Annotated in this window: 21 protein-coding genes; 8 read left to right on the top strand and 13 right to left on the bottom strand. The window is 41.5% G+C overall.

What is annotated here, in order from left to right; translation table 11 throughout:
• Positions 1-50: 50 nt before the first annotated feature.
• Together recA and PNIG_RS03725 are read right to left on the bottom strand one after the other, a co-directional pair.
• The gene (gene recA / locus PNIG_RS03730; protein WP_011327391.1) at positions 51-1,094 is read right to left on the bottom strand and encodes a recombinase RecA; all 1,044 of its coding nucleotides are present in this window, start codon (positions 1,092-1,094) and stop codon (positions 51-53) included.
• A 67-nt stretch (positions 1,095-1,161) separates the two neighbouring features.
• Positions 1,162-1,650 (bottom strand): CinA family protein, encoded by a 489-nt coding sequence (locus tag PNIG_RS03725; RefSeq protein WP_041454352.1) that lies wholly within the window; start codon positions 1,648-1,650, stop codon positions 1,162-1,164.
• Positions 1,651-1,671: 21 nt separating this feature from the next.
• Between PNIG_RS03725 and mutS the strand changes: the two genes are divergently transcribed.
• Positions 1,672-4,257 (top strand): DNA mismatch repair protein MutS, encoded by a 2,586-nt coding sequence (mutS, locus tag PNIG_RS03720; protein WP_089367833.1) that lies wholly within the window; start codon positions 1,672-1,674, stop codon positions 4,255-4,257.
• Positions 4,258-4,329: 72 nt separating this feature from the next.
• Here the strand turns inward: mutS and rpoS are convergent, their stop codons facing one another.
• The 11 genes from rpoS to PNIG_RS03665 form a co-directional block, all read right to left on the bottom strand.
• Positions 4,330-5,304, bottom strand: a complete 975-nt coding sequence (rpoS, locus tag PNIG_RS03715) for an RNA polymerase sigma factor RpoS (protein ID WP_011327388.1) — start codon at positions 5,302-5,304, stop codon at positions 4,330-4,332.
• Positions 5,305-5,342: 38 nt separating this feature from the next.
• Positions 5,343-6,167, bottom strand: a complete 825-nt coding sequence (locus PNIG_RS03710) for a peptidoglycan DD-metalloendopeptidase family protein (protein ID WP_089367832.1) — start codon at positions 6,165-6,167, stop codon at positions 5,343-5,345.
• Between the two features lie 41 nt (positions 6,168-6,208).
• Positions 6,209-6,787: a YqaA family protein gene (locus PNIG_RS03705; RefSeq protein WP_041454351.1), complete on the bottom strand. Its 579-nt coding sequence runs from the start codon at positions 6,785-6,787 to the stop codon at positions 6,209-6,211.
• 9 nt (positions 6,788-6,796) lie between these two features.
• Entirely contained in the window at positions 6,797-7,435 is a 639-nt protein-coding gene (locus tag PNIG_RS03700; protein ID WP_011327385.1) for a protein-L-isoaspartate(D-aspartate) O-methyltransferase, read from the bottom strand.
• Positions 7,425-8,189 carry a 5'/3'-nucleotidase SurE gene (surE, locus tag PNIG_RS03695; RefSeq protein WP_011327384.1) on the bottom strand — a complete coding sequence of 255 codons (765 nt, stop codon included), beginning with the start codon at positions 8,187-8,189 and terminating at the stop codon, positions 7,425-7,427. Before surE ends, PNIG_RS03700 begins: the two co-directional genes overlap by 11 nt.
• Entirely contained in the window at positions 8,170-9,219 is a 1,050-nt protein-coding gene (gene truD, locus PNIG_RS03690) for a tRNA pseudouridine(13) synthase TruD (protein ID WP_011327383.1), read from the bottom strand. The genes surE and truD overlap by 20 nt, the downstream gene beginning before the upstream one ends.
• The gene (ispF, locus tag PNIG_RS03685) at positions 9,216-9,713 is read right to left on the bottom strand and encodes a 2-C-methyl-D-erythritol 2,4-cyclodiphosphate synthase (protein ID WP_011327382.1); all 498 of its coding nucleotides are present in this window, start codon (positions 9,711-9,713) and stop codon (positions 9,216-9,218) included. The genes truD and ispF overlap by 4 nt, the downstream gene beginning before the upstream one ends.
• A complete protein-coding gene (ispD, locus tag PNIG_RS03680) occupies positions 9,710-10,411 on the bottom strand; it encodes a 2-C-methyl-D-erythritol 4-phosphate cytidylyltransferase (RefSeq protein WP_089367831.1) in 702 nt (233 codons plus the stop codon). The genes ispF and ispD overlap by 4 nt, the downstream gene beginning before the upstream one ends.
• A 1-nt stretch (position 10,412) precedes the next feature.
• Positions 10,413-10,691, bottom strand: coding sequence for a cell division protein FtsB (gene ftsB, locus PNIG_RS03675; RefSeq protein ID WP_011327380.1), 279 nt, complete (start codon positions 10,689-10,691; stop codon positions 10,413-10,415).
• 48 nt (positions 10,692-10,739) lie between these two features.
• Complete coding sequence (locus tag PNIG_RS03670; protein WP_041454349.1) at positions 10,740-11,372, bottom strand: hypothetical protein; 633 nt, start codon at positions 11,370-11,372, stop codon at positions 10,740-10,742.
• A 75-nt stretch (positions 11,373-11,447) separates the two neighbouring features.
• The gene (locus tag PNIG_RS03665) at positions 11,448-11,927 is read right to left on the bottom strand and encodes a DUF2947 domain-containing protein (RefSeq protein ID WP_058372700.1); all 480 of its coding nucleotides are present in this window, start codon (positions 11,925-11,927) and stop codon (positions 11,448-11,450) included.
• Positions 11,928-11,987: 60 nt separating this feature from the next.
• On the opposite strand from PNIG_RS03665, the gene PNIG_RS03660 reads away from it, so the two are divergent.
• The 7 genes from PNIG_RS03660 to PNIG_RS03630 all read left to right on the top strand — a co-directional run bounded on the left by PNIG_RS03660 (position 11,988) and on the right by PNIG_RS03630 (position 17,845).
• Positions 11,988-12,227, top strand: a complete 240-nt coding sequence (locus tag PNIG_RS03660) for a DUF1653 domain-containing protein (protein ID WP_011327377.1) — start codon at positions 11,988-11,990, stop codon at positions 12,225-12,227.
• Positions 12,228-12,286: 59 nt separating this feature from the next.
• On the top strand, positions 12,287-13,135 hold the full coding sequence (locus tag PNIG_RS03655; RefSeq protein WP_058372698.1) for an AAA family ATPase: 849 nt from the start codon (positions 12,287-12,289) through the stop codon (positions 13,133-13,135).
• 1 nt (position 13,136) lies between these two features.
• A complete protein-coding gene (locus tag PNIG_RS03650; RefSeq protein ID WP_089367830.1) occupies positions 13,137-14,324 on the top strand; it encodes a vWA domain-containing protein in 1,188 nt (395 codons plus the stop codon).
• A 319-nt stretch (positions 14,325-14,643) separates the two neighbouring features.
• Positions 14,644-14,949, top strand: coding sequence for an IS66 family insertion sequence element accessory protein TnpA (gene tnpA / locus PNIG_RS03645; protein WP_010555472.1), 306 nt, complete (start codon positions 14,644-14,646; stop codon positions 14,947-14,949).
• The gene (gene tnpB, locus PNIG_RS03640) at positions 14,946-15,299 is read left to right on the top strand and encodes an IS66 family insertion sequence element accessory protein TnpB (protein ID WP_254910727.1); all 354 of its coding nucleotides are present in this window, start codon (positions 14,946-14,948) and stop codon (positions 15,297-15,299) included. The genes tnpA and tnpB overlap by 4 nt, the downstream gene beginning before the upstream one ends.
• Positions 15,300-15,338: 39 nt before the next feature.
• Entirely contained in the window at positions 15,339-16,883 is a 1,545-nt protein-coding gene (gene tnpC / locus PNIG_RS03635; protein ID WP_086960352.1) for an IS66 family transposase, read from the top strand.
• Positions 16,884-16,951: 68 nt separating this feature from the next.
• On the top strand, positions 16,952-17,845 hold the full coding sequence (locus PNIG_RS03630; protein WP_147279478.1) for a hypothetical protein: 894 nt from the start codon (positions 16,952-16,954) through the stop codon (positions 17,843-17,845).
• Positions 17,846-18,017 lie beyond the last annotated feature (172 nt).

The following is an 18,017-nucleotide window of genomic DNA, read 5'->3' as shown; positions in this document are numbered from 1 at the left end:
AGCGCTGCTTTAAAGCTCGGGTCAAATCAAGCTTAAATATTTAATACTGCTTAAAGGTCAGCTTCATCGCCTAACTTATCTTCACCATCGTCTGGTTCAATAGTTGCTTTAAGTAAAAGCATTTCGCGTAACTTGCCTTCAATTTCGTCTGCGATTTCTGGGTTTTCTTTTAAAAACTTAATTGAATTAGACTTACCTTGGCCAACTTTATTACCACAGTAACTGTACCAAGCACCTGCTTTTTCAACAATTTTGTGCTTCACACCTAAGTCAATTAGCTCGCCTTGTTTAGAAATACCTTCACCATACATAATGATAAATTCGGCTTGCTTAAATGGCGGTGCTACTTTGTTTTTAACAATTTTAACCCGGGTTTCGTTACCAACAACCTCATCGCCTTCTTTTACCGAACCAATACGACGAATATCAATACGTACCGATGCGTAAAACTTAAGTGCGTTACCACCCGTTGTTGTTTCTGGGTTACCAAACATTACACCAATCTTCATACGGATTTGGTTAATGAAAATACATAAGGTGTTCGAGCGTTTAATATTACCTGTTAGCTTACGTAATGCTTGCGACATTAAACGTGCTTGTAAGCCCATGTGCGAGTCGCCCATGTCGCCTTCAATTTCAGCTTTTGGTGTAAGTGCTGCAACCGAGTCAATAATAACTACGTCAACCGCGCTTGAGCGTACTAGCATGTCACAAATTTCGAGTGCTTGTTCGCCAGTATCTGGTTGCGATACAAAAAGCTCATCTATGTTTACACCAAGCTTTTGTGCATAAACTGGATCAAGAGCATGCTCAGCATCAATAAAGGCACATGTTTTGCCTTCTTTTTGTGCTTCAGCGATAACTTGCAAAGTAAGCGTTGTTTTACCAGACGACTCAGGACCATATACTTCTACAATACGCCCCATAGGTAAGCCACCTATGCCTAAGGCAATATCGATACCTAATGAGCCTGTAGATACAGATTCAATGTTTAACGCTTTGTTATCACCCAATTTCATAATTGAGCCTTTACCAAATTGACGTTCAATTTGTGATAAAGCCGCGTCCAACGCTTTTTGTTTGTTATCGTTCATTTTACTCTCCAAATCCAGCTAATGCGACAAGTATACTGTATGAAATCACAGTATCAAGTTAATTTTATTATTTTATCTGCTCTATTATAGTTTTTAAAGAAAATACAATAGCTTGCAGTCTAACCTGTGCTCTATCGCCGGTAAATACTTGTTTAAATACCAGCTGCTTGTCGTTAATGTGTAGTCCAAACCATACTAAGCCTACCGGCTTATCTGGGGTTGCTCCTCCTGGGCCTGCAATACCCGATACAGTAATCGCAATATCGGCATTAGTTGCTGCAATTGCGCCTAAAGCCATCTCACGCACCGTTTGCTCGCTTACCGCCCCATATTGCGTTAATGTGGCGGCACTTACATTTAGTAAATCTTGCTTTGCTTGGTTACTGTAAGTTACAAATGCACGGTCAATATAGGCAGAGCTTCCAGGGGTGTCGGTAAGTGCATAACTTACCCCGCCACCAGTACATGACTCAGCAGTAGTGATCCATAAGCATTTATCCGTTAAAATAGCGCCTAATTGCGCAGCAAGTGTTTTAATCTCTTGATGTAATTCCATATTCAGCCTTTGGGTAAATACATGTCGTTTGATCTTTATGCTCCACACACTATAAAACAACAAACCCCTATGATGCAGCAGTATCTAAAAATAAAATCAGAGCATCGCGATATTTTATTGTTTTATCGGATGGGGGATTTTTATGAACTCTTTTTTGATGACGCAAAACGCGCCGCTCAATTACTCGATATTTCGCAAACTCAGCGCGGTAAAGCCGGTGGCGATCCTATTCCTATGGCCGGTGTACCTTATCATGCCGTAGAAAACTATTTAGCCCGTTTAGTGCAAATGGGCGAATCTGTTGCTATTTGCGAACAAGTAGGCGATCCGGCTACCAGTAAAGGGCCTGTTGATCGCAAAGTGGTGCGTATTGTCACCCCAGGTACTATTTCTGATGAAGCCCTACTGCAAGAGCGCCAAGACAACTTACTTACCAGCGTATGGCAGAGTAAAAATGGTACTTATGGCATTGCATACCTTGATATTAACTCGGGTCGTTTTAACGTTGTAGAAGTTAATACCGACGAGGCATTTACTTCAACTATTCAACGCCTCGCCCCTGCAGAATTACTGTATAGCGAAAGCTTCGAAAATGTTCATTTAATTGAGCACATTAAAGGCGCGCGTCGCCGCCCTGAGTGGGAGTTTGATTTAGACACCGCCCAGCATTTATTGTGTGAGCAATTTGGTACAAAAGATTTAGTCGGTTTTGGCGTTGATAAAGCCCACTGCGCCTTAGTTGCCGCAGGTTGTTTAATGCAATACGTTAAAGACACTCAACGTATTGCATTACCCCATATTCGTGCCATTACTCTTGAACACAACGAGCATGCCGTTATTTTAGATGCTGCTACTCGTAAAAATTTAGAGCTGACCGTTAATTTATCGGGTGGATTTGAAAACACGCTAGCGCAAGTACTTGATAAAACAGCAACCCCTATGGGATCTCGTTTACTTAAGCGCCGTATTCATACCCCAGTGCGTAATAAAGACGAGCTAAACTCGCGGTTAAACGCTATTAGCGCAATTTTAGATGTACAGCTTTGTGGTGAGCTACACGAATCATTAAGAGAAATTGGCGACGTAGAACGTGTTATTGCCCGCCTTGCTTTGTGCACTGCTCGTCCTCGCGATTTAACTCGTTTGCGTAGCGCCTTACAAGCACTTGCACCGCTGCATACTTTATTAAACGATGCCAGCGATCCGCGCATTGCCAGCATTATTAAGCAATCGCCTGAGCTACCTGATTTACAAGCGCTATTAGAGCGTGCAGTAATCGAAAACCCGCCGGTACTTATTCGCGACGGTGGTGTAATTGCCCCTGGTTATAACAGCGAGCTTGATGAATGGCGTAACTTAAGCAAAGGCGCAACCGATGTGCTTGATCAGTTAGAGTTACGAGAGCGTGCACGTACAGGGATCAGCACCCTTAAAATTGGTTATAACCGAGTACACGGCTTTTTTATTGAAGTTAGTCGCGCCAATGCGCATTTAGTGCCTGCCGATTATATTCGCCGCCAAACACTTAAAAATAATGAACGCTATATTATTCCTGAGCTAAAAGAGCACGAAGACAAAGTACTTGGCAGCCAGTCAAAAGCATTAGCGCTCGAAAAGCAGCTTTACGAAGAGCTATTTAGATTTATTGCGCCGCATATTGAGCAATTACAAACAATGGCAGCCGCCCTTGCCGACTTAGATGTGCTAAATAACTTAGCAGAGCGTGCACTTACACTTAACTACGCTAAGCCGATACTTTGCGATAACGACAACATAAGCATTAAACAAGGTCGTCATCCTGTGGTTGAGCAAGTAATGAAAGAACCCTTTATTGCCAACCCAGTAGAGCTAAATGCACAACGTAAAATGTTAATAATTACCGGTCCAAACATGGGTGGTAAATCAACCTATATGCGCCAAACTGCACTTATAGTGCTAATGGCTCATATTGGCAGTTACGTACCCGCAGACAGCGCTAAAATAGGCAATATTGACCGTATATTTACTCGCATTGGCGCAAGTGACGATCTCGCCTCAGGGCGTTCTACCTTTATGGTAGAAATGACCGAAACCGCCACGATTTTAAATAATGCCACAGCGCAATCTTTGGTATTAATGGATGAAATTGGCCGCGGAACAAGCACTTACGATGGGCTTTCGCTTGCGTATGCTACTGCCGATCATTTAGCGTCAAAAATATCAGCAAAAACCTTGTTTGCCACCCACTACTTTGAGTTAACCGAGCTTGCAGAGCAAACGCCTGGGCTGGTAAATGTGCACCTTGATGCCATAGAGCATAACGACACTATTGCCTTTATGCACACGGTACTTGATGGCGCAGCAAGTAAAAGCTTTGGCTTACAAGTTGCTGCACTTGCTGGCGTACCCAAGTCTGTAATAAATCAGGCAAAACAAAAGCTTAAACTACTCGAAAATCACCAAAGTGTCACCGCGCCTAATATTGAGCAGCAAGCATTTACCTTTAATAATCAAGCCCAACAAATTAGCCCTTCTGAAGTAGAATTGCAGTTAACGGCTATCGATCCTGATAATCTATCACCGCGACAAGCTCACGATTTACTCTATAAATTAAAAGCACTTCTTTAATTTACAAACAAAAAAAAGCTGAAGAATAAAACCTTCAGCTTTTTTACACATAACATGGTACTTTATTAAAACTTACGCAAAGTGCTCAAATAAACTCTCTGTACTTAAGCCTTCTTGTTGCAAAATATCTTTTAAGCGACGTAATGCTTCTACCTGAATTTGTCTAACGCGTTCACGGGTTAACCCTATTTCGCGGCCAACATCTTCAAGCGTTGATGGCTCATAGCCTAATAAACCAAAGCGACGGGCTAATACCTCACGCTGCTTTGGGTTTAGCTCTCCTAACCAGTCAACAATGTGTTTATTCATATCGTTATTTTGTACTTCGCCCTCAGGACCAACATTGTTGTCATCGGCAATAATATCGAGCAAAGCGGTATCGTTTTCGCCGCCGATCGGCATATCAACCGAGGCTATTTTTTCATTCAAGCGCAGCATTTTGGTGACATCTTCAACCGGCTTATCTAAACAAGCTGCTATTTCTTCGGCGGTTGGTTCATGATCTAATTTTTGAGTTAGCTCGCGCGCGGTACGTAAATATACGTTAAGTTCTTTTACTACATGTATTGGCAAGCGAATAGTGCGCGTTTGATTCATAATGGCGCGTTCTATCGTTTGGCGTATCCACCATGTTGCATAAGTAGAAAATCGAAAGCCACGCTCAGGATCAAACTTCTCTACGGCGCGAATTAAGCCTAAGTTACCCTCTTCAATTAAATCAAGTAACGCTAAACCTCGGTTGTTATAACGACGAGCAATTTTTACTACAAGGCGCAAGTTACTTTCAATCATGCGCTTGCGAGACGCTTCGCACCCTTTTAAAGATTTACGAGAAAAAAACACCTCTTCCTCAGCGCTTAACAACGGAGAAAAACCAATTTCACCTAAATAAAGCTGAGTAGCATCTAAATTTTTAGTGACTTCTTCTTTGACAAAAACGTCATCATCCACAGCTTCAAGCAGCGGTGTTGAATCATCATCAACAGCAGTTTCATCTAATTTATTATCTACGAGGGTGTTTTTATCAACTTTTGCTGCATCAGCCATAAGACTTCTCCTGAGCAAGTTATCAATATCTTTAAAAATTAGGGAAGGTACTTAGCAGGATTTACAGCTTGCCCTCGGTAGCGAATTTCAAAACGAAGTGCCGTTACCGCAGATTCTGTATTTCCTATCTCTGCTATTTTCTGTCCAGCCTTAACTTCCTGTTTTTCTTTAACAAGTAGTTTCGAGTTGTGTGCATAAGCACTCAAGTAGTCGTCATTATGTTTTAAAATAATTAAACTACCATAACCTCGAAGCGCATTACCCGCATAAACCACTGTTCCTTGTGCGGCGGCTAAAACGGCAGCCCCTTTTTTATTAGCAATCTGTAAGCCTTTGTAGCCATTTTCCTTGTTCGAAAAGCGTTGTGTTATTTTGCCTTTTGCTGGCCAAAACCACTGCACTTTACTACTCGACAAATGCTTAGAGTTACTAATTTTTTTATTGGCTTGTTTCTGAACATACCCTCGTTGTTTAGGCTTATCAAGCTCTTTCTTTGATTTATTGTTATTTTTTTGTGAAGTTTTTGCGGCTTTTTTAATAGGAGGAGTGTATTTTTTTGTCTTTTTGTATTTTTTTGCTATGGCAGAAAAGGAAATACTCTGCCCGGGGAATATTGTGTAAGGTGCTGGTATTGAATTATTTTTTGCTAAGGTTCTAACATCTTGGCCTGCACTAAATGCAATTGAATAAAGTGTATCGCCTTTTTGAACAGTATATTTATCGCCATTAATGTTAATTTTTCTGCCGTAATTATTAACATCATTATTTAAACTACTGACAGGCGCCGGAACATGGCTAGACGAGCAAGCAAAGAGCAAAATACTAATAAATAAAGCAACATAACATTTTATTTGTTTATTCACTGTATTTAGCTCCTTATGTTAATAACATTATTTTATAGTGCTTAACGTAATAAAATGTATGCAACTGCAATTAAAAGCACAACTGCCCATCCAAGCACTTCAATGTATTGACGTAATTTTTGCTCCATTTTAACACCGCCCCACTTCATCAGTGCAGCAACTAAAAAGAACCGAGCGCCTCGCCCTACTGCAGACGCAATTAAAAACGGCAAAAATGCCATTTGTAATACCCCTGCTCCTATAGTAAATACTTTATAAGGAATAGGCGAAAAACCCGCTATAAACACCACCCACACGCCATAGTTTTTAAACCAATCAAGTGCAATATCAAATTTATCTTGCCAGTGCATTTGTACTATAAGTGGCTCAACAACCGGTTCAAATAACCAAAAGCCGAGTAAATAACCTACTATGCCACCAACAACAGACGCTATAGTGGCAAAACTTGCAAACCGCCATGCTTTTTTAGGCTGAGCAAGCGACATTGGTGCCAGCATTACATCAGGAGGGACAGGAAAAAACACAGACTCTGCAAAGCTCATTGCAGCTAAATAACGCTCAGCATGACGGTGCTTAGCCCACACTAGAGCCATATCGTATAACTTAGTAAACAACTTCAAAATGAATTCCTATTCAATATCACCAGCGACTAGCGGTACAAATCTAACCGGCGCAATTACGTGTTCTGTGTAGTTATTGCCATTGCGAATAACCATAGTTAATTTTTGCTCTTGCTCGCCTATTGGGGCAAGTAACACACCACCATCAGCTAATTGAGCTAATAGATCTTGCGGGATTTTAGCCGCGGCTGCAGTGACTATAATGCCGTTAAATGGCGCTTGCGACTCCCAACCTTGCCAGCCATCGCCATGCTTCATTGCCACATTATATAAATCGAGCTGATGTAAACGACGCTTAGCTTGCCATTGCAATGCTTTAATACGCTCTACTGAGTAAACCTTGGTAAATATTTTAGCCAATATTGCCGTTTGATAGCCCGATCCTGTGCCTATTTCTAGCACCTTGTCGCGCACACCAGCTAATTGCAACAGTTCGGTCATACGCGCCACAATATAAGGCTGCGAAATAGTTTGCCCTTGGCCTATTGGTAACGCAGTATTTTGATACGCTTTATGTTGCAGCACGTCACCCACAAATATATGTCGTGGTATTTGTGCAATCGCATCTAGTACTTGTGTATCCTCAACACCTTCACGCTGTAATAGCGCTGATAGCGCCTTGGCGCTGCGGGTATAATTAGCCAGCACGGTTTATCTCCAAATCAGCTAACCACTCCCCTACCGCTTTAATGCTCTCGTTAGCGGTCATATCAACACTCAGTGGGGTAACCGAGGCATAGCCATTATTAATTGCATGAAAATCGGTACCTTCTCCAGCATCACTTTCTGTCCCTAAAGATCCGTACCAGTAAATATCTCGACCCCAAGGATCGGTTTGCTTGGTCATGGTTTCGGCTTTATGGCGCGCACCCAAACGCGTTACCTGCACGCCTTTTAATTCGCTTAGAGGAATGTCGGGTACATTAATATTTATAATTTGATCTTTTGGTAGCGGATGCGACGCTAAACCTTTAATAATACTTATAGTTACCGCTGCCGCCGTTTCAAAATGCTCGCCGTGGTGCGAACACAAAGACACCGCAATAGCAGGCAAACCTAAATGGCGTCCTTCGGTTGCTGCAGCTACCGTGCCTGAGTACAAAGTGTCGTCACCTAAATTAGCGCCGTGGTTTATACCTGCGACCACTAAATCGGGCATTTCATCAACAAGCTGGTTAACGCCTAAATGCACACAGTCAGTAGGTGTACCATTAACCGATATAAAGCCATTTTCAAGCTTTGTAGCACGCAGTGGGTTAAGCAAAGTTAACGAGTTACTTGCACCACTGCAGTTTCGGTCGGGGGCAACTAAAGTGACCTCGGCAATTTGCATTAATGCTTGATATAACACCGCAATACCTTTAGCGCCTACACCATCGTCGTTACTTAATAGGATCTTCATCTTTGCTGTCCTTTTCTTTTCGCTCGCGTGGGCTTGCGTCTGTGTAATCCACCAGCTCACGTAATAATGCCGTAGCAAAACAGCCTTTTGGTAAACCAAAACTTAACTTCAAAGTGCTTTCATCTATGGTTTCTACGCTAAAATCTTGCGGGATTAAACGCAGCATTCTGCGCTCATTTTTTAGCCCTAACTCGCCTAAACCATCGCACCAAGACTGATAAGGCCCAAGCCATACTTTTTCTTGTTCGGTGAGCCCTTTTTCGCTTTTACCTACCATAGGTGCCGACATCATAATATCGCCAGAGGCTAAGCGGGCAATATTTTCATCGCTAATAGCGTCTTCAAAAAAGGCGTTACTGCCGCTGAGCATAAATACTTCACGGTGCATGGTTTTAGCTAAACCATGCTCCTTTACTCGTAAACTTACGAGTTGATTAAATACATGCGAGCGCGCTGCAGAAATAATAATACCGCGTAATTTTTTATCGCGAATACGCTCACCTGCAAACATTTTTTCAGCCATTACCAGGTTATGGCCATCACGGCCAAAGCGTTGCTCGCCAAAATAGTTAGGCACGCCACTGCGTACCGCATTAATACGGCACAAAATATCCAGAGGATCGGTAACATTGCGCAGCGTAATAGTAAATTTATTACCTTTATGACAGCCCGTTCTCAGTTTACGTTCGTGGCGTTGCTGCGATACAACAAACACGCTTTCGCTGTTTAAATCACTAAAATCAATCGGTTTTTTAATGGGTACTTTTACACTAAACCACTGCGAACACACTCCGTGGCGATCTTTCATCCCGGCATAACTTACATCGCGTGGTGATACTCCAGCTCGCTGCGCAATTAACTTTGCTACGTACTGGGTGTTTTCGCCTTTTTTTACTACTTGCAAACATACATGCTCGCCGCTACCGGTAAACTCAATGCCTAAGTCTTCATCTACCATAAAGTCTTCGGCTGTGGTTTTAAAGTCAGCTTTTGATAACGGTGCGCCGTATAAATAATTTAAATCGCTCATGCGTTTGTTTTACTCATTGACTCTTTGTTCATAATTACCACTGCATGGCTCGAAATGCCTTCTTTTCGCCCTTCAAAACCGAGCTTTTCGGTGGTTGTAGCTTTAACATTTATTTGCGATAGTTCGCAGTTTAAATCACTTGCAAGGTTGCTACGCATAGCTTGAATATGAGGCAACATTTTTGGCGCTTGTGCCACTATAGTTACATCTCCATTGCCCAATACATAACCTTGCTCTTTAGCTAAGCTCACCACATGACGCAGTAATATTCGGCTGTCGATATTTTCATATTCACTGGCCGTATCTGGAAAGTGTTTACCAATGTCGCCCATTGCAAGCGCGCCTAAAATAGCATCGCACAGAGCATGAATAGCAACATCGCCGTCGGAGTGCGCTAAAAAACCTTGCGGATAATCAATCTTTTCGCCGCCGATAGTTAATGGGCCAACACCGCCAAATTTATGCACGTCAAAACCATGACCAATTCGTATCATAATGCATTCTCGTTTTGTTGTTTTTGAAGTAAAAAACCAGCCAAGTCTAAATCCTCAGGAGTGGTTATTTTAATATTATCGCTACGCCCTGGTATTAATTTTACTGGCTTGTTAGCCCATTCAATGGCGCTTGCTTCGTCGGTAATAACTGCGCCGCTTGCCAGTGCATTTTGCAGCGCATTTTTAAGATCTTCGTATTTAAAAAACTGCGGAGTAAGGGCTTGCCATAAATCATCTCGGGGTACGGTTTGCTCAGCATAAATATGGCCACGTTTTATAGTGTCTTTTACTTTACTGGCTAAAATTCCGCCTTCATCGGCGCTTATACACTCATTTATAAGTGTATTTATGTCGTCAACAGTAACTAGCGGGCGGGCAGCATCGTGCACAAGTACCCAGTCAGGCGGGTTGGCGGCTAAAAAAAGCAAACTATTTAAAACGGAATCTGCACGCTCTTTACCGCCACAAGTACGCACAATGCGCGCATCAATCACTGGCAATTGTTCAAAGTAAGGATCGTTTTCATTTAGGGCTACAACAATTGTATTAAGCTGCGCTAAAGCAGATAATTTTGTGAGCGTATGCTCTAAAATAGTTTTACCTGCTAATTTAATATACTGTTTAGGTGCATTATGCTGCATTCTGCTACCAACCCCGGCAGCAGGTATAATGGCAGCTATAGTTGGTTTATTTGTCATATTATTGTTGAGCTGGTAAAACACGTATAAATGTTTCGCCCGCTTTAATCATTCCTAATTCGTTACGTGCGCGCTCTTCTATGCCTTCATGGCCAAGCTTTAAATCTTCTATATCGGCGGTTAATACTTTATTGCGTTTAATCAATTTTTCGTTAGTTTGTAAATGAGATGCAACCGCACTTTTTAAACGTGTGTAGTCTTGTACGCCATTATGGCCAAACCACAATCTATACTGCACAAACAGTGCTAAACATAACAAGCCAACCTGAAAAAACCGCATTTAACACTCCTTATTTAAAATTCAAATAAACTTATTTAATTAACCAAGTTACGTTTGTAATCGTTTTACATTGCGCCAATTTATACTTCCTGCCAGTAGCATTTCGCGCAGCGATAAAACCCGTGGCAAACAACGCTTTGAAAACTGCCATTGGTGCCCGCAACACGCCGCGGTTAATGACACTTTACTCGGCGTTAATAATTGCGCGTTTGGCAGCTCAAGTCCCTGCCCCGAAAACGCAAACCAACCTAGCTCATTACAATGCACTTTATTGTCGCTTACTTGGTCTAGGCTGTCTATTCTAACGCGAATTTGCTCATCACTACGCACTAAAATAGGGATTATTAACCCGACTTTGGCATTATGTTGATAAAAAAGTTCATTTGCTTGAATGTTAATCTCTGGTGGGGTCGGTTTTTGCTTTGCAAGCCAAGAGCCATTTTGCGAATCTAGTTTAAAAGGCGAGCTTGTATTAGCAACTAATGTGGCAGCACGTTCAATGTAATAAGGTAGACTTTTTAATTGGCGACGCAGCCTATCGCTATTAGGCTCAGCGACTAAACGCTGAACCTCACGTTGATAAAATGCATTACACAATTGTGCATATAACACTTTTTTTGCATCGGCTTGCCACATTTCAACTTGTTGTGGCGCGCCAACAGGCTCATTTTTTGCTGCCAATTGCCGTACTCAAAAACACTTAGGTAAATGTTTTATAACACAGTACTGCATAATTTTTAAGCGCCGAGTGCTAAATTAAGCGCTTGGCTTTTCACCTAATTTAGCTATGCCCGACTCTAAAAACTGCACTACAGTATTGCGTTTTTTACCTATGAGTAAACTGCCGTCGGCTAAAAACATAAAGTTTTGCCAGTTGCGTTTAAACACATCAAAGGTGGTTTCAATAATATTGTCGCGTGCCATGCAAAAATAAACAGTGGTATTAGCTTGCCAATCTAAGTGCGCTAAAATAGCTTCGGGAAGTTGTTCATCGCCGTTTTCCCATGCGCTTTCCCAGTTTACTTCTTGGCTATAACTTTCATCTTGACCACACCAATCTGTTTTATCAAAAAAATCTGGGTGATCAAACTCACGGCTCACCATAGTTGTCCACAGTACAGCTGCGCGCTCAAGGCTCATAGGTTTAATGTTTGCAGCATCGTCGGCTGAAACAGGCATGTCTTTATGGCGAAAAACCCATGCTTTTTTGTAATCATCTAGCGTAATATAGTTCATAGTATTGGCAAATTAGTTAGCATTAAAAGTGCAGAAACAAATTATACAAGAGATCAAAACATGACTACAGCAATAAAACCAATTTCCCTCAAATCAGGCATATACCAACACTACAAAGGGGCACAGTACAAAGTGCTTTATGTAGCCACTCACAGCGAAACCAGTGAGCAACTGGTAATTTACCAAGCGCTATACGGTGAGTTTGGTATATGGGCACGCCCTTTAGAAATGTTTAGCGAAACAGTTGAAAAAGATGGCAAAACTATTCCTCGGTTTAGCTACCTTGGTGAAGCCGGTTAACTATGGCATGATAGGATTATAAAAACTCATCTGACCTGTGACGAAAAGAAGGTAATAAAGTGCAATTTAATTCAACCGACAATTACATCGCCAGCTCTGCGCTTAAGCAAGCTGTAAACGCGGCTATTATGCTCGAAAAGCCACTTTTAATTAAAGGTGAGCCGGGTACAGGTAAAACCATGCTAGCTGAAGAGCTGGCAAAAAGTTTAGATACCGAACTTATTCAATGGCACATTAAATCGACCACCAAAGCGCAGCAAGGTTTGTATGAATACGATGCGGTTTCGCGCCTGCGCGACAGCCAGCTGGGCGACGAGCGCGTACACAACATTAGTAACTACATAGTTAAAGGCAAACTGTGGCAAGCATTTACTTACGCCGACCAACACGGTAAACGCCCGGTATTATTAATAGATGAAATAGACAAAGCCGATATTGAGTTTCCAAACGATCTACTGTTAGAGCTCGATAAAATGGAATTTCATGTTTACGAAACCAGCGAGCGAGTAGTAGCAAAAGAGCGCCCTATTGTGATCATCACCTCTAATAACGAAAAAGAGCTGCCCGACGCATTTTTACGCCGCTGCTTTTTTCATTACATTGATTTTCCATCTGCCGATGAAATGCAGCAAATTATTGACGTGCACTACCCTAATGTTAAGCAAGATTTAGTACGCCAAGCACTCGAAGTGTTTTTTAACCTACGCGAAGCAAACGGTCTTAAAAAGAAGCCATCTACCAGCGAATTACTCGACTGGCTTAAGCTCCTTATGGCAGAAGACATAGACGCAAAAACACTGCACGACAAAGCTAAAAAAGGCGGTTTAATGCCAATGTTTGGCGCACTACTTAAAAATGAGCAAGACATAAGCCTAATCGAAAAACTCGCGTTTATGAGCCGTCGTTAATATGTTAGTACAGTTTTTTTTCACGCTGCGTAAATACCGTTTACCGGTAAGCCTGCGCGAGTTGCTTGATTTAATTAACGCCTTAAAAAAGGGTGTTATATTTGCCGACGTAGACGCCTTTTACCATTTAGCACGCACCATAATGGTAAAAGACGAAACCCACTTTGACCGCTTCGACAAAGCCTTTAGCGACTACTTTAGTGGTATTGCCGACCTTGATTTACTCGAGAGCTTAAAGCAACAGCACAACTTACCAGAAGATTGGCTGCGTAAAGAGTTTGAAAAAAACCTTAGCGATGAAGAAAAAGCGCAACTTAAAGCCATGGGCGGCCTCGACGAGCTAATGAAAACCCTAAAAGAGCGTTTAGAAGAGCAACAAAAACGCCACGCAGGCGGTAATAAATGGGTTGGCACCGGCGGCACATCACCTTTTGGAGCATACGGCTATAACCCCGAAGGTGTGCGTATAGGCCAAGACGGCAACCGTAACCGCCAAGCAGTAAAAGTGTGGGATAAACGCGAATATCGCAATTTAGACTCCGACCGTGAAATTGGCTCGCGTACTATTAAACTTGCCCTTAAAAAACTGCGTAAATTTGCCCGCACTGGCGCCAGCGACACGCTAGATTTAAACGAGACCATTCGCGCTACCGCAAAACAAGGCGGCATGCTTGACGTAAAAATGGCACCAGAGCGCCACAATGCAGTAAAAGTACTCATGCTGTTTGATATTGGCGGCTCAATGGATGACTACATTCATACCTGCGAAGAATTATTTAGCGCCGCCCATGGCGAATTTAAACACTTAGAGTTTTACTACTTTCATAACTGCCTATACGAAAATGTTTGGCAAGACAACGAACGCCGTCACTCAAACGTAATAGACACCATGACGCTAATTAATAAGTTTACCAGCGACTACAAAGTAATATTTGTAGGCGATGCCACTATGGGCCCGTACGAAATAGCCTACCCCGGCGGCTCGGTAGAGCACTACAACGAAGAGCCCGGCAGTGTATGGTTACAACGTGTCACCAACCACTTTGATAAAGTGGCTTGGCTCAACCCACAACCGGTTGAACACTGGCCGTACTATCAATCAATAGGTTTTATTAAAGAGTTAATGAACAACCGCATGTATGCGCTGAGTTTAGATGGAATAAGTAGAGCGATAAAAGAGCTGAGTTGATATTGCTATTAATGTCAGCTCAGTACAAGTAAATGTCACTCAAAAAGTAGTAAAGGCAGACGCGACTCCATTCTCTATTACTTTTGTGAGTGTTTAATGACATGTAACTGACTACAAGTAGATTATGGACCTAAGAAGTATGGATAAATCAGATAATGAAAACATAGCACACACGGTCAAACTTTATTTGTTTGAAGCGAAAGATCATCCAATAAATGATGAGTGTAGAAAGTATAAAAGTAAGCGCGCAATTAAACCCACATACCAATATTAATGCTACCTATGCATAATTTACTCAGCATATTAACCTGAGGTAATTATGAATAAACAGCAAAAAATAAAACACTGGCAAGGCATTTTTGAGCAGCAAAAATCGAGTGGTTTAGCCATCATTCAATTTTGTCGTGATAACAACATTAACGCATCGACTTTCTATGTTTGGCGTAAACGCCTTTCTGACGAAACGATAAGGGTTAAAAAGCAACAGGTGATCCCGTTTGTTATTCATGAGCAAGCCTTTACACACCCTTCAATCATTAAACTCACCACACCAAACGGCTATCAAATAGACTTCGAGTCGACATTAGCGCACCAAGCACTCGCCAAATTATTGAGCGTACTGTGACACCTTGCACCCACCAAGTTTACTTGGTCACGGGATTCACCGACATGCGAAAATCAATCAATGGGTTAAGTATTATTGTCAGCGATACCCTATCTCTCGATCCTTTAAGCCAAGCGTGGTTCGTTTTTTGTAATAAACAACGCGATAAATTAAAAATTTTGTTTTGGGATACCAATGGTTTTTGGCTTTATTATCGTCGCTTAGAGCAAGGACGATTTCAATGGCCAAATCATGCTCAAGCACACGTAGCCATGGGGATTGAACAACGGCAGTTACAATGGTTATTATCTGGCTTACCGGTAAATAATAAAACCCGCCACTCAACTTTATCAGGGTTATCAGTGATATAAATTAACCAGATCGTTTTTTTTACTTGAACGATCTTTCCCATGTGTCATGCTATTAAAATGCCAGACACTATTCTCATCACCGAACTACAAAATCAGCTTGCACTTATGCAGGCTAAGCTTGATGGCTTAGAAAAAGATAAAATTTCACTGCAAGAAGATAAGGTTGAAATGCAATCGCGGATTGACCACTTGCTTGCTGAGCTTAAGTTAAGTAAATCCCAAAAATACGGTAAAAAAAGTGAAAAAGCCCCACGGGGCACCTTCAATGAAGCGGAGCAGCATAAAACGACTGAGCCGCCTAAACACCATAAGAAAGGTAAACAAATACTGGCTGAGCACTTTGAACGAGAAGAAGTTGAGCACACCTTAACCGAGTTAACGTGTCAGTGTTGCGGTGAACAACTACATCAATGTGGTAGTGAAGACAGCGAGCAAGTGAAGATTATTCCGGCGAAAGTCAGTGTCATTAAGCACAAACAATTTAAATATGCTTGCAGACATTGCGAGCATGAACAATTGGCCAGTAAAATAATCACCGCGCCTAAACCCAAGCAGCCTATTCCTGGCAGCATTGCGAGTCCAGAAGCGTTATCGGCGGTTGTTACGGGCAAATACTGCGATGCCTTACCGCTTTATCGTTTCGTTGACATACTGGGCCGTGGCGGCCTTGAACTATCGCGCGGAACATTAGCTAATTGGTGTATTAAAGCGGGCCTGCTAATCAGCCCCTTAGTGGCAGCCATGCAACGTCACTTGCTTAGTGAGCATAGTTTATGTGCCGATGAAACCCGTACACAAGTGTTAGATGAAGGTGACAACCCTAGCAGCAATTCCTACATGTGGGTTTATCGCAGCAATGAGGTCAGCCGTGAGCCTGTCGTGATTTACGATTACCAAGCAGGTCGAAGTCGCGCTTGCGCAAAAGAATTTCTTGCCGGTTATCAAGGCTATTTACAGTGCGACGGTTACCGTGTTTATGACGGTATTGAAGGCATTACCCCTGTTGGTTGCTGGGCACACGCTAGACGCAAATATAACGATGCCTTAAAAGCAGAGTCGAAAAACAAAGGTCGAGCGCATAAAGCCATCAGCTTTATCAGCCAATTATATAAACTGGAAACCCACGCTAAAAACAAACAGTTATCTCCTCAAGCGCGGTATCAGTTACGACAAGAAAAAGCCTTACCCATATTAATGCACTTTAAAGCGTGGCTTGATGAAGCCGAAGGTAAAGTAACGGCGGGGAGTTATATTGGCAAAGCGATAAAATACACGCTTAATCAATGGCCGAAATTAATGCGGTATAGTGAAGATGGCGAACTAGGGATTGATAATAATATTACTGAGCGAGATATTCGGCCGTTTACCACTGGTAGAAAAAACTGGCTATTCTCAAAATCGGTTAATGGTGCTCAGGCCAGCGCGATACTTTATAGTATTGTGATGACCTGCCGTGCCAATGACATCAATCCTTATTACTACTTTGTGCATTTATTTAAAACGTTGCCGAATCGAGATGAGGGTGATGATGATTTTACCGACCTAATGCCGTGGAATGTGCAGCTAGACTTCGATTATAGCTAAGCGCACTGCTTAAATGCGCGCTTACGTATAAAATTCAGTTACTAGCATACTCATCGCTGGCATACTTTTTGTTACTATTCCTCAAAGGTCGAGAAATTACTTCTTTTTTAGGAATAAAGATTGATCCAGGAGTATCTTCTCTTACATTAGCTGGGGCACTATGTTTTATAATTGCTTACTATATGTTTGTTTACTGGTTAACATTACAAGAATCAATCAACAGTTGGTGCATCAAAAGTGGTAAGTCATCAAGTCCTATTAAAAAACAAAATATTAGTGATACCTTTGATTTTATCCCTTCATCTTCTTTAGCAGTAAATAATTCGAAGGCTATTGCTGCACGTGAAGAGAGTAATGATGCTTTTTACAAAATAGATCGCTTAATACCAGAAGATTGGCGTGAAGAAAGTCTCAAAGCAGAGTTGGCAACACTTGAAAAGTTTACAAAGAACAATAACTTTAAAAATACCATTCCATCTAGCTATGAAAATCTAAGTGATACATATGAGCACTACTTCAATTCGCTAACTACAATTGCAATAACCTTTCAAGAGATGCATAAGCGCTTAAAGCTAGGAGGGAAAATAAATCAAAGTAATTTAGACGACGTTGAATATAAATTACAACAATTAAAAGAATTTTACGGAGATAACCAGCCTGAATTAGTTGTTGTACTCCCTATGGCAAGGCAAGTTCATCAAAAAATGAAATCGTTAGCTGATTATTACAGCGGAATCACGACAACATTCCAACAAGTTGAAAATGAAAGGTGTCAGATAATAAACAATATTTTGAAATCCAATGACTACTTGTCAGAGCAAATTTATACAAAATTAGATAGCTTATCTTTAAAAAGAAACTTTTTTAACGAAACATTGCCATATAAACTAATCCCTTTTGGTTACTCGAGTTTGGTAATACTTTTAACAGTATATTTTTTTGTTTGCCCAGCAGCTAAGTGAAGGAAACCCTCACTCGTATTTTTAGCTTGTTTAAGTGTAGCGAGAAAATAGGTATCAAACACTACATTGAGATCAAAAAATCACATTAAGGTCAGGTCTTTTTTTTGACTTTTAAGATAAATAAGCGGGTTTACCTAAATGCCTCATTCATTTTGATAAGGCTTATAAAACT

Origin of the sequence: Pseudoalteromonas nigrifaciens (assembly GCF_002221505.1) — a bacterium.
Lineage (GTDB): Bacteria > Pseudomonadota > Gammaproteobacteria > Enterobacterales > Alteromonadaceae > Pseudoalteromonas > Pseudoalteromonas nigrifaciens.
Note: the sequence above shows the minus strand (reverse complement) of the source record. Positions and strands in the feature narration are given on the sequence as shown.

Excerpts from the sequence above, each read along its gene's own strand:
- PNIG_RS03665 (WP_058372700.1), bottom strand. The coding sequence starts at position 11,927 with ATGAACTATATTACGCTAGATGATTACAAAAAAGCATGGGTTTTTCGC.
- ispF (WP_011327382.1), bottom strand. The coding sequence starts at position 9,713 with ATGATACGAATTGGTCATGGTTTTGACGTGCATAAATTTGGCGGTGTT.
- tnpC (WP_086960352.1), top strand. The coding sequence starts at position 15,339 with ATGTGTCATGCTATTAAAATGCCAGACACTATTCTCATCACCGAACTA.
- recA (WP_011327391.1), bottom strand. The coding sequence starts at position 1,094 with ATGAACGATAACAAACAAAAAGCGTTGGACGCGGCTTTATCACAAATT.
- rpoS (WP_011327388.1), bottom strand. The coding sequence starts at position 5,304 with ATGGCTGATGCAGCAAAAGTTGATAAAAACACCCTCGTAGATAATAAA.
- mutS (WP_089367833.1), top strand. The coding sequence starts at position 1,672 with ATGTCGTTTGATCTTTATGCTCCACACACTATAAAACAACAAACCCCT.
- PNIG_RS03725 (WP_041454352.1), bottom strand. The coding sequence starts at position 1,650 with ATGGAATTACATCAAGAGATTAAAACACTTGCTGCGCAATTAGGCGCT.
- ftsB (WP_011327380.1), bottom strand. The coding sequence starts at position 10,691 with ATGCGGTTTTTTCAGGTTGGCTTGTTATGTTTAGCACTGTTTGTGCAG.
- PNIG_RS03650 (WP_089367830.1), top strand. The coding sequence starts at position 13,137 with ATGTTAGTACAGTTTTTTTTCACGCTGCGTAAATACCGTTTACCGGTA.
- tnpA (WP_010555472.1), top strand. The coding sequence starts at position 14,644 with ATGAATAAACAGCAAAAAATAAAACACTGGCAAGGCATTTTTGAGCAG.
- surE (WP_011327384.1), bottom strand. The coding sequence starts at position 8,189 with ATGAAGATCCTATTAAGTAACGACGATGGTGTAGGCGCTAAAGGTATT.
- truD (WP_011327383.1), bottom strand. The coding sequence starts at position 9,219 with ATGAGCGATTTAAATTATTTATACGGCGCACCGTTATCAAAAGCTGAC.
- PNIG_RS03660 (WP_011327377.1), top strand. The coding sequence starts at position 11,988 with ATGACTACAGCAATAAAACCAATTTCCCTCAAATCAGGCATATACCAA.
- ispD (WP_089367831.1), bottom strand. The coding sequence starts at position 10,411 with ATGACAAATAAACCAACTATAGCTGCCATTATACCTGCTGCCGGGGTT.